The sequence below is a fragment of the Streptomyces sp. NPDC006265 genome (assembly GCF_040613555.1).
In the GTDB taxonomy this organism is placed as follows: Bacteria; Actinomycetota; Actinomycetes; order Streptomycetales; family Streptomycetaceae; genus Streptomyces.
This window is the reverse complement of record NZ_JBEXSH010000213.1, coordinates 1-11,255: the sequence shown is the minus strand read 5'-3', so window position 1 is coordinate 11,255 and position 11,255 is coordinate 1. Positions and strand designations below refer to the sequence as shown.

The following is an 11,255-nucleotide window of genomic DNA, read 5'->3' as shown; positions in this document are numbered from 1 at the left end:
GCCATCTACGCCGGCCTCTCCGTCCTCGCGGGCATCGGCGTCATAGCGGCAGCGATCTTCCTGGAACGCGTCTGCAAACTCCCCGAAGACGACGAGAACGACGGCACGGGGGTGGCCCCGACGGTCTGACGCCCCCGGGCTCACCGCCTGCCGAGCGAGATGCCCGTTGACCAGGAAGCCGGGCTGGGAGTCGAGGCGGTAGCTGTAGAGGGCGAAGGGCTTGGCGCCCTCGGCCCTGCGCCGACGGACTTCGCGCACTTCGAGCCAACGGGACTCGTCCGGTTCCAGAGGGTGGTGCTCGGGCTGGAAGGTCCCCCGTGAAGGCCGACTGTCGGCCACGACAAGCTTCGAACTCCTGCCGTTGGTGTAAGGGGTGAACTTGGCTCCGACGACCTGGGCGATGTCCGCTAGAAACGGCCCGTTCGAGCTGACCAGCGAGCGACCAGACCATCTCCGGAACCGATACCCATCGCCATCTGCGTAACCGTCCAGGAAACCGGCGAACGTGGCTTCATCACGAAGCACCACCCGCGGAAAGCTCTGCCTCATGTTGTGGTGCGCATCACCACCGACGTACTGCCGCATGGCGTCACCCAGGTACGACGAAACAACCCGTACTCGAAAACCTGGCCAGTCTCGCTTGAGGTACCCGGACGGTCTGGTGATCGGCTCCAGCGTGGCAGGCAGCCCAGTGGCCGGCGTACCGCGCAGCGAAGTCCTCCTCGTTTACGACGAGGGATACATAGTTCTTGCCGACTGTCCCGTCGGCACAGTAGCTCCGGCGAAGTAGCCGAACTCGTAGCCGGGCTGGATCGTCAGCCGCTCTCGGCACAGCTTCTTCGTATGGGTCCCCGCGACTTCGCACTCTGCCGCGTCTACCCCATCGACGACTTCACGCGCCTTGACTGCCGTCACCTCAACGACGGTCGTCTGCACCGTCCGCTTACCGTCCAGGCTCCACAGCTTGGAGCCCTCTTCAACATTTCTGGCCTGTCAGTCCCCCCGATAACGCTCACGAGTCGCTTACTGCTCAGCCCAGACCTCACCACGATCCCCCTTGATCAGCGATCAACTCCTCTGATCAAGGAAGGTATCGGGCACCAATGACAATCGGGTCAGCGCGCCAGTATCAGGCTCATTGCCTCGGCGCGGGTCGTAGCATCTCGAAGCTGCCCGCGCACTGCAGATGTCGTGGTCTTGGCGCCCGGCTTACGAATCCCGCGCACCGACATGCACATGTGCTCAGCCTCGATGACGACGATCACACCCCGGGCCTCGAGGATCTTCATGAGGGAGTCGGCGATCTGGGTGGTGAGTCGTTCCTGCACCTGCAGACGACGCGCAAACACCTCAACCAGCCGCGCAAGCTTTGAAAGCCCTGTGATCTTTCCACTTTCAGCCGGAATGTACCCAATGTGGGCTACGCCATGAAATGGCAAAAGATGATGTTCACACTGGCTAACGATCTCGATGTCCTTGACCAGGACCATCTCATCATGTCCCAGGTCAAATGTTGTCTTCAGAACTTCCTCAGGCTCCTGCCAGAGCCCTGCAAGCAGCTCCCGATACGCCCGCGCCACCCGCGCCGGCGTCTCCCGGAGGCCCTCGCGGTCGGGGTCCTCGCCGACCGCGATCAGGAGTTCGCGTACGGCGTTCTCGGCGCGCTTCTCGTCGAACTCGCCGATATGGCCGTCGCCGTCCAGCGTCACGGGGTCGGTCATCTGATGCCTCGTTCCTGTGTCCTTCACGGGCGGCCTGCGGAAATGGCGAAAAGCCGCGCCCCCCAGGCTAAAACCTGGGGGGCGTGGCATCCATTCCGGGGCGGTGGGCCGCCGGGAGAGCTCGGTCAGCTCTCGGGGCGGTCCTCCGGGGTCCGCTCGGGCGCCGGGGCGGGCTCCGCCACGGTGCTCTTCGCGGTGGAGATGGCCGGCGTCGCGCCGTTCGCACCGTTCGTCAGGGCCAGCTCCTTGGGGGAGAGGACCGGCGGACGGGTGGACGGCGTGCGGCGGGAGGAGCCGGTCCAGGCGGGCCTGGGCGGGCGCTTGACGATGGGGGCGAAGATCTCGGCGATCTGCTCCTTGCCCAGCGTCTCCTTCTCCAGCAGTTGCAGCACGAGGTTGTCGAGGACGTCGCGGTTCTCGACCAGGATCTCCCAGGCCTCGTTGTGCGCGGTCTCGATGAGCTTCTTGACCTCTTCGTCCACGAGCGCGGCGACCTCTTCCGAGTAGTCGCGCTGGTGAGACATCTCACGGCCGAGGAAGGGCTCGGTGTTGTCGCCACCGAACTTGATCGCGCCGAGCCGCTCGGTCATGCCGTACTGCGTGACCATCGCGCGGGCCAGGCCCGTGGCCTTCTCGATGTCGTTGGCGGCACCCGTGGTCGGGTCGTGGAAGACGAGCTCCTCGGCCGCGCGGCCGCCCAGCATGTAGGCAAGCTGGTCCAGCATCTCGTTGCGCGTGGTGGAGTACTTGTCCTCCTCCGGCAGCACCATCGTGTAGCCGAGGGCGCGGCCTCTCGACAGGATCGTGATCTTGTGGACGGGGTCGGAGTTCGGTGAGGCCGCCGCGACCAGGGCGTGTCCGCCCTCGTGGTACGCGGTGATCTTCTTCTCCTTGTCCGACATGATCCTGGTCCGCTTCTGCGGGCCCGCGACCACACGGTCGATCGCCTCGTCCAGCATGTGGTTGTCGATCAGCTTCTTGTCGCTGCGGGCCGTCAGCAGGGCGGCCTCGTTCAGGACGTTGGCCAGATCGGCACCCGTCATGCCGGGCGTACGGCGGGCCATGGCCGACAGGTCGACGTCGGGGGCGACCGGCTTGCCCTTCTGGTGGACCTTGAGGATCTCCAGACGGCCCTGCATGTCCGGGCGGTCGACGGCGATCTGCCGGTCGAAGCGGCCGGGGCGCAGCAGCGCCGGGTCGAGGATGTCGGGCCGGTTCGTCGCGGCGATGAGGATCACGCCGCCCTTGACGTCGAAGCCGTCCATCTCGACGAGGAGCTGGTTGAGGGTCTGCTCGCGTTCGTCGTGACCGCCGCCGAGGCCGGCGCCGCGGTGGCGGCCGACCGCGTCGATCTCGTCGACGAAGACGATCGCCGGGGCGTTCGCCTTGGCCTGCTCGAACAGGTCACGGACCCGGGAGGCACCCACGCCGACGAACATCTCGACGAAGTCGGAACCGGAGATCGAGTAGAAGGGGACGCCCGCCTCGCCTGCGACGGCGCGCGCGAGCAGGGTCTTGCCGGTGCCGGGGGGCCCGTAGAGCAGGACGCCCTTGGGAATCTTGGCGCCGACGGCCTGGAACTTGGCCGGTTCCTGGAGGAACTCCTTGATCTCGTGGAGTTCCTCGACGGCCTCGTCGGATCCGGCGACGTCGGAGAAGGTGGTCTTGGGGGTGTCCTTGGTGATGAGCTTCGCCTTGGACTTCCCGAAGTTCATGACTCGGGAGCCGCCGCCCTGCATCTGATTCATCAGGAACAGGAACACGACCACGATCAGCACGAAGGGCAGCAGGGAGAGCAGGATGCCGACGAACGGGTTCTGCTTGGACGGCGAAACGGTGTAGCCGTCCGGGATCTGCTTGTCCTGGTACTTGTTCTGCAGCGTGTTGGCGATGTCGACGCCTTGGTCGCCGATGTAGCTCGCCTGGATCTTCGAGCTGCCCTCGACCTTCACACCGTCTTTGAGCTCGGCCTTGATGGTCTGCTCGTCACCGGTGGTCAGCTTGGCCGACTCGACCTTGTTCTGGTTGATCGCCTGGACGACCTGGCCGGTGTCCACCGTCTTGTAGCCGCCGGACGAGCCGACGACCTGCATCAACACGACCACGGCAAGGACGGCCAGCACGATCCACATGACCGGCCCACGGAAGTATCGCTTCACGTCCATCCATACGGAGCGGTGCCGCCCCGTCCCTCCTGCCATAGTGAGTTTGATAAAGACTGTTCTTCGGACGGTACCCCAGCATTGTCACCTGAAGCCGCGTGGGACGGCTGGCGATCCGCCTACGCCTGCTCCAACGGCGGGAGGCCCGCTGGGGTTCCCGATCACCGTGACGGCACTGCGGCCGGGTTTCAGCCGCCGTACACGTGGGGCGCGAGCGTACCGACGAACGGGAGGTTGCGGTACTTCTCGGCGTAGTCGAGTCCGTAGCCCACGACGAATTCGTTGGGGATGTCGAAGCCGACCCATTCCACGTCGATGGCGACCTTCGCGGCCTCGGGCTTGCGCAGCAGCGTGCACACCTTGAGGGAGGCGGGCTCGCGCGAGCCGAGGTTGGAGAGCAACCAGGACAGGGTCAGGCCGGAGTCGATGATGTCTTCGACGATCAGGACGTGCTTGCCCTTGATGTCGGTGTCGAGGTCCTTGAGGATCCGCACCACACCGGAGGACTGGGTGCCCGCCCCGTACGAGGATACGGCCATCCAGTCCATGGTGACGGGGGTGGACAGCGCCCTGGCGAGGTCGGCCATGACCATCACCGCGCCCTTGAGGACTCCGACGATGAGCAGGTCCTTGCCCGCGTACTCCGCGTCGATCTTCGCTGCCAGCTCGGCCAGCTTGGCGTCGATCTCTTCCTTGGTGATGAGCACCTTCTCGAGGTCGGCACCCATGTCTTTCGCGTCCACCGCATCACTTTCGGTCGTCCCACCGGCCGATCGGCCCCTCCGCCGGTTGCGGGGAGGGGTCGTGGTTCAGCCTTGCCGAATCACCAGTCTGCCACCCTGCCGCCGGGCCACGACTTTGCCGGGGAGGTTGATGGCTCCCTGACCGCGCCAGCCGGTGATCAACCGGTCGACTTCCTCGATGTGGCGGGCGAACAGTGATCCGGCGGGTGCGCCGGCGTCGATGGCGGCCCGGCGCAGGATGCGGCGGCGTACGGCCGGCGGCAGGGCGTAGAGCTTGGCGCATTCGAGGAGTCCGGTGGCGTCGCGGACGGTGGCCTCGGCCTGGCCGGCCCAGGAGTCGAGGGCGTCGGCGTCGTCGCGGGAGAGCCGGGCCGTGCGGGCGAGGGCTTCCACGACGCCTTTGCCGAGGGCCTTCTCCAGGGCGGGCAGGCCTTCGTGGCGCAGCCGGGAGCGGGTGTAGGCCGGGTCGGCGTTGTGGGGGTCGTCCCAGACGGGCAGGGACTGGACCATGCAGGCCTTGCGGGCGGTCTGCCGGTCGAGTTCCAGGAAGGGGCGGCGGTAGCGGCCGCCGGTCCCCGAGACGGCGGCCATGCCGGACAGGGAGCGGATGCCGGAGCCGCGGGCGAGGCCGAGGAGGACGGTTTCGGCCTGGTCGTCGCGGGTGTGCCCGAGCAGGACGGCGGCGGCGCCGTGGCGTTCGGCCGCGGTGTCGAGTGCGGCGTAGCGGGCGTCGCGGGCGGCGGCTTCGGGTCCACCGGTGCGGCCGACGGTGACGGCGACGGAGTCGACGGGGTCGAGGCCGAGTTCGCGCAGGCGCTGGACGACCTCCGCGGCGCGGGTGTCGGAGCCGGGCTGGAGGCCGTGGTCGACAGTGACGCCGCCGGCTCTGATGCCGAGTTTGGGGGCTTCGAAGGCGAGGGCGGAGGCGAGGGCCATGGAGTCGGCGCCGCCGGAGCATGCCACGAGCACGAGCGGCGGGGATGGGGGCACCGCCCTGCCCGAGCGCAGCCGAGAGCTGGGGGGAGGCTCGTGCGGGACCGCGGCGGGGGTGCGGTGGTGTTCGGTGAGGAGGTCGTGGAGGACGCGGCGGACCGCCAGGCGTATCGCCGCGACCGCAGGATGGGGACCCATGTCCGGTTCCCTTCATGAAGTTTTCGGGGGGTGTGCCCGCGTGCCGGTCACGCAGAGTGTGTAGATGGTGACAGAAACGGGCCGTTCCCCGAGCATTGCACGCCTACCCCTGCCTCACGGTCCCTCGGACGGGTGATTGGAGGGGCGTTCGCCTGCCGTCGGCCGGTTTCCTTTCACGACCTTCCCGCGATGTTCACTATTCGGCCCTGCGGTGCACCCGCGCGACCCAGTCCGCCGGTTTGGCGATCTCCGACTTGGTGGGGAGGGTGTTGGGCGAGGTCCACACGCGGTTGAAGCCGTCCATGCCGACCTCGTTGACGACGGCCCGTACGAAGCGTTCGCCGTCGCGGTACTGGCGGAGTTTGGCGTCCAGGCCGAGGAGTTTGCGCAGGGCCAGGTCGAGGCGGGAGGCGCCCTTGGCGCGGCGCTGCTGGAACTTCTCGCGGATCTCGCCGACGGAGGGCACGACGGACGGGCCGACACCGTCCATCACGAAGTCGGCGTGGCCTTCCAGCAGGGACATGACGGCTGTGAGGCGGCCGAGGATCTCGCGTTGGGCAGGGGTCTGGACGATCTCGACGAGGGAGCGGCCGCCGTCGTCCTCCTCGGCCTCGGGGCGGCCTCCGGCGAGGCTCTGGGCGGCTTCCCGAACGCGTTCCAGGACGGTCATGGGGTCGACGTCGGTCTCTTCGAGGAACGACTGGATTTCACCCTCAAGGTGGTCCCGCAGCCAGGGCACGGCGGTGAACTGGGTGCGGTGGGTCTCCTCGTGCAGGCAGACCCAGAGCCTGAAGTCGTGTGGGTCGACGTCGAGTTCGCGCTCCACGTGGACGATGTTCGGGGCGACGAGCAGGAGGCGTCCGCCGCCGTTCTGGCCGCTGGGGAGTTCGCGGGTGGCGGGGGCGAAGGTCTCGTACTGGCCGAGGACGCGGGAGGACAGGAAGGACAGCAGCATGCCGAGTTCGACGCCGGTGACCTTGCCGCCGACGGCGCTCATGACGGAGCCGCCGGGGGTGCTGCCGCGCCGTTCCTGCATCTTGTCGAGCAGGGGGCGGAGGATTTCCCGGAACCCGGCGACGTTCGCCCGGATCCAGCCCGGGCGGTCGACGACCAGGACGGGGGTGTCGTGGCCCTCCTCGGCGCCCAGCCGGGTGAATCCGCGGACGTGTTCCTCCGAGGCCTTGGCATGCCGGCGCAGTTCCGCGACGACGGCGCGGGCCTCGTCGCGACTGACCTCGGGGCCCGGCCGTACGAGCCGGGTCGCGGTCGCGACCGCGAGGTTCCAGTCGACCATGCCGGTTGAAGCACCACCGATGCTCGTCATGCGTCAACCGTACGTGAGCGCTCGCCGCTGGGGCAGGGCGGCGAGGGCCGAGGGCTGCCGGGGGTCCGCTCCGGCCGGTGCCGGCGGGCGGGCGGCCCGGTTCGTCATCCGCAGCCGCAGGCCGCCAGGGCCGTGGCGATCCTGTCCAGGGCTTTCTGGGTCGTGGTGGGGAGGATTCCGTCCGTGCCGTTGGCCATGAACGCGAAGGCCAGCAGGCGGCCGTCCTCGTCGACGAGGGTGCCCGCGAGGGTGTGGACACCGGTGAGGGTGCCGGTCTTGGCGCGGACGATGCCGGATGCTCCGTCCGTGTAACGGGCGGTCAGGGTGCCGGTGAAGCCGGCGATGGGGAGACCGGTGAGGGCCGGGCGGAGTTCGGGGTGGGAGGGGTCGGCGGCCTTGGCGAGCAGAGCGGTGAGGAGGTCGGGGGTGAGCCGGTCGGCGCGGTTGAGGCCGCTGCCGTCCTTGAAGGCGGCGCCCTTGACGGGGAGGCCGAGTTCGCGCAGCTGGGAGCCGATGGCCTTGCCGGCGCCGGTGAAGTCGGCGCGGTTGCCGGTGGCGAGGGCCGTCTGGCGGGCTAGGGCTTCGGCGATGTCGTTGTCGCTGTTGGTCAGCATGCGTTCGACGAGGGCGGAGAGCGGGGGTGAGGAGACCGTCGCGAGGGTCTGGGCGCGGGTGGTGGCCTTGGAGGGGCCGGGGGCGGTGGTCTTGATGCCGTGGGATTCGAGGAGGTCCCCGAAACGGCGGGCGGCGTCGGCCGCAGGGTCCGGCACGCGTTGGACCGGGCCGCTCGTGGAGTCGTTGGTGCGGCCCTCGTCGGCCATCAGGGGGGTGACGCGGGCGAGGTTGCCGTCGACCCCGATCGGGTGCATGTCGTCGCCCGCGTAGAGGGTCGTGTCGTAGGAGAGGGTGACCTCGCGGACGCCTCGGTCGGCGAGGGCGGCGGCCGTGCCGGCGGCCAGGGTGCGCAGGCTCGCGGAGCCCTGGGCCTTCTCGCGGGCCGTGAGGGTGGGGTCGCCGCCGCCGACCAGGACGACTTCCATCGTGTCGGGTTCGAGGGCGGCGCGGGTGGTGAGGCGGTGGTCGGTGCCCATGGCGGACAGTGCGGCGACGGCTGTGGCGATCTTCGTGGTGGAGGCCGGGGTGAGCCCGGTGCCGGAGCCGGAGCCGTACAGGCGCCTGCCGGTGGTCACGTCGATGACGGACGCGGCGGGCCGGGTGCCGAGGGCCGGGTCTTTCAGCAGTGGGGCGAGGGCGCCCGCCAGGGCCTTGCCGTCGGGGGCGGATTTCACCGTGCTGACGCCGCCGAGGCCGGTCAGCACGGGTTCGGCGCTGGGGGCGGGCCGGGGGCGGCCGGGCGTGCCGGGGGCGCTGCCGTGATCTGTGCCACCCGCGCGGCCCAGGGCCGCTGCCCGGTCCCGCTCGGCCGTACGCTGACCCGAGGAGTCCCAGGGACCGGCGGCGGTCACCACACCGGCGGCGAGTGCGAGTCCGGCGGTGGCGGCACCCGCGGTGTACTGCCAGTTCTTCGGCAGCGCGAGCTGCGGTTTCCCGGCTCGTGCGAGCCGCGCGAGCTGCGGTTTCGTGGCCGCTGCGACCCGGACCAGGCGTGGTCGTACGGCATCCGCGAGGCGCACCACGTGCGCTTTCGCGGCCCGCCAAGGCCTCAGCTCTGGCACGACCACCAGCCCCTTTCGCGATCACACACCTGCGTGAGGGACACTTAACCACCAGAACTATGTGTTGATCATGGAGGAGCCACCGGTGGAGTTCGACGTCACGATCGAGATTCCGAAGGGTTCGCGCAACAAGTACGAGGTGGACCACGAGACCGGTCGTATCCGCCTGGACCGGCGACTCTTCACCTCGACCGCCTACCCGACCGACTACGGTTTCGTCGAGAACACCCTCGGCGAGGACGGCGACCCGCTGGACGCGCTGGTCATCCTCGACGAGCCGACGTTCCCGGGCTGTCTGATCCGCTGCCGCGCGATCGGCATGTTCCGCATGACGGACGAGGCGGGCGGCGACGACAAGCTGCTGTGCGTACCGTCGACGGACCCGCGTGTGGAGCACCTGCGGGACATCCACCACGTGTCGGAGTTCGACCGCCTGGAGATCCAGCACTTCTTCGAGGTGTACAAGGACCTGGAGCCCGGCAAGTCGGTCGAGGGTGCCGACTGGGTGGGCCGTACCGAGGCCGAGGCCGAGATCGAGCGGTCCTACAAGCGGTTCAAGGACCAGGGCGGTCACTGACCTCCCTCTGCTGTTGCTGACGGGCCGCACGCCTGCGTATGCGGCCCGTTCGTCCGTCTGTGCGCATACTGAGGCTGTGGGGGGTACGAGGCTGACGTGTCGTGCAGGGAGCGCCAGGCAGTGACGGACGCGGAGGACCGCAAGCCAAAATCGGACGAGGCGAGGAGTGCCTTCCTGCCTCCGGCCGGGACCGGCGTCGACGGGGACATGTCGACGACATCGGAGTTCGCGATCCCTGGCGGGCTGGCTCTGCACAGAGCGGCCGGCGCGGAGTCCGAGGCGACGTCCGAGTTCGCCGTGCCGCAGGGGCTGGACGTCCATGCGGCGCCCGCGGTGGAGCAGGAGGGGTCGGCGTTCACCCGGCCGAGCACGTACAGCTCGAAGCACGCTCCGACGGCCTTCACTCCGCCGAGCGGGATCCCCGTGGTCAGTCTGACCAAGGACGTGCCGTGGCAGGACCGGATGCGCACGATGCTGCGCATGCCGGTGGCGGAGCGGCCGGCGCCGGAGGCGATCCAGCGCGGCGGCGACGAGAGCGGGCCGGCGGTGCCGCGCGTGCTCGACCTGACGCTGCGTATCGGCGAGTTGCTGCTGGCGGGCGGTGAGGGCGCCGAGGACGTGGAGGCGGCGATGTTCGCCGTGTGCCGGTCGTACGGGCTGGACCGCTGCGAGCCCAACGTGACCTTCACGCTGCTGGCGATCTCGTATCAGCCGTCGCTGGTCGACGACCCGGTCACGGCGTCGCGCACCGTGCGGCGCAGGGGTACCGACTACACGCGGCTGGCGGCCGTGTACCAGCTGGTGGACGACCTCAGCGACGGCGAGACCGCGGTCTCGCTGGAGGAGGCCTACCGGCGGCTGGCGGAGATCCGCCGTAACCGGCACCCCTATCCGGGCTGGGCTCTGACCGGGGCGAGCGGGCTGCTGGCGGGGGCGGCCTCGGTGCTCGTCGGCGGTGGCCTGGTCGTGTTCGTCGCCGCCGCGCTGGGCGCGATGCTCGGTGACCGGCTGGCGTGGCTGTGCGCGGGGCGCGGGCTGCCGGAGTTCTACCAGTTCACGGTGGCCGCCATGCCGCCGGCCGCGATCGGGGTCGCGCTGACGCTGAGCCATGTCGAGGTGAAGGCCTCCGCGGTCATCACCGGTGGGCTGTTCGCGCTGCTGCCCGGGCGGGCGCTGGTGGCGGGGGTGCAGGACGGGCTGACCGGGTTCTACATCACCGCGTCCGCGCGCCTGCTGGAGGTCCTGTACTTCTTCGTGGGCATCGTCGCGGGTGTGCTGCTGGTGCTGTACTTCGGCGTGCAACTGGGAGCGCGGCTCACCCCCGACCAGGCTCTCGGTGCCTCCGACGACCCGGTGATGATGATCGGGGCGTCGATGCTGCTGTCACTGGCGTTCGCCGTGCTGCTGCAGCAGGAACGATCCACCGTGGTGTGGGTGACGCTGAACGGCGGTGTCGCGTGGGTCGTCTACGGTGCGATGCACCACGTGGGGGACATCTCGCCGGTGGCGTCCACAGCGGCGGCAGCGGGGCTGGTGGGGCTGTTCGGGCAGTTGCTGTCCCGGTATCAGTTCGCCTCCGCCCTGCCCTACACGACGGCGGCGATCGGGCCCCTGCTGCCGGGTTCCGCGACGTACTTCGGGCTGCTGGCGATCGCCCAGAGCGAGATCGACGAAGGGCTGGTGTCGCTGTCGAAGGCGGTGGCGCTCGCCATGGCCATCGCCATCGGGGTGAATCTCGGGTCGGAGATCTCCCGGATGTTCCTGCGCATCGGGTCCGCGGAGAAGCGAAGGGCCGCCAAGCGCACCAGGGGTTTCTAGTGCCGCGGCAGGCAACGTTCGCCCCGTCACGACGCCCGGCACGCTCCCCCACGCTCTCGACTCCGCTCGAGCAGGGGGTACCCCCACTCGCCGCACCGGCCGA

8 protein-coding genes and 1 pseudogene are annotated in these 11,255 nt (G+C 69.2%); 3 read left to right on the top strand and 6 right to left on the bottom strand.

Going from position 1 to position 11,255, the window contains the following annotated elements; genetic code table 11:
* Window positions 1-129: pseudogene (locus ABZ281_RS18910) on the top strand (DUF3180 domain-containing protein); the annotation flags it as partial.
* Between the two features lie 986 nt (window positions 130-1,115).
* Here the strand turns inward: ABZ281_RS18910 and folE are convergent.
* The 6 genes from folE to dacB all read right to left on the bottom strand — a co-directional run bounded on the left by folE (window position 1,116) and on the right by dacB (window position 8,763).
* Entirely contained in the window at window positions 1,116-1,721 is a 606-nt protein-coding gene (folE, locus tag ABZ281_RS18905) for a GTP cyclohydrolase I FolE (RefSeq protein WP_356656856.1), read from the bottom strand.
* 125 nt (window positions 1,722-1,846) lie between these two features.
* A complete protein-coding gene (gene ftsH, locus ABZ281_RS18900) occupies window positions 1,847-3,886 on the bottom strand; it encodes an ATP-dependent zinc metalloprotease FtsH (RefSeq protein WP_356656854.1) in 2,040 nt (679 codons plus the stop codon).
* Between the two features lie 185 nt (window positions 3,887-4,071).
* Window positions 4,072-4,611, bottom strand: a complete 540-nt coding sequence (gene hpt, locus ABZ281_RS18895; RefSeq protein ID WP_229829301.1) for a hypoxanthine phosphoribosyltransferase — start codon at window positions 4,609-4,611, stop codon at window positions 4,072-4,074.
* Between the two features lie 81 nt (window positions 4,612-4,692).
* Complete coding sequence (gene tilS, locus ABZ281_RS18890; protein ID WP_356656852.1) at window positions 4,693-5,757, bottom strand: tRNA lysidine(34) synthetase TilS; 1,065 nt, start codon at window positions 5,755-5,757, stop codon at window positions 4,693-4,695.
* Between the two features lie 196 nt (window positions 5,758-5,953).
* On the bottom strand, window positions 5,954-7,081 hold the full coding sequence (locus tag ABZ281_RS18885; protein ID WP_356656850.1) for a zinc-dependent metalloprotease: 1,128 nt from the start codon (window positions 7,079-7,081) through the stop codon (window positions 5,954-5,956).
* A gap of 104 nt (window positions 7,082-7,185) precedes the next feature.
* Window positions 7,186-8,763, bottom strand: coding sequence for a D-alanyl-D-alanine carboxypeptidase/D-alanyl-D-alanine-endopeptidase (gene dacB / locus ABZ281_RS18880; protein WP_356656848.1), 1,578 nt, complete (start codon window positions 8,761-8,763; stop codon window positions 7,186-7,188).
* Between the two features lie 79 nt (window positions 8,764-8,842).
* Here dacB and ABZ281_RS18875 point away from each other — a divergent pair, with 79 nt between their 5' ends.
* Both ABZ281_RS18875 and ABZ281_RS18870 read left to right on the top strand, forming a co-directional pair.
* Entirely contained in the window at window positions 8,843-9,334 is a 492-nt protein-coding gene (locus ABZ281_RS18875; protein ID WP_003975424.1) for an inorganic diphosphatase, read from the top strand.
* 120 nt (window positions 9,335-9,454) lie between these two features.
* A complete protein-coding gene (locus ABZ281_RS18870; RefSeq protein WP_356656846.1) occupies window positions 9,455-11,152 on the top strand; it encodes a threonine/serine exporter family protein in 1,698 nt (565 codons plus the stop codon).
* The last annotated feature ends 103 nt before the right edge of the window (window positions 11,153-11,255 follow it).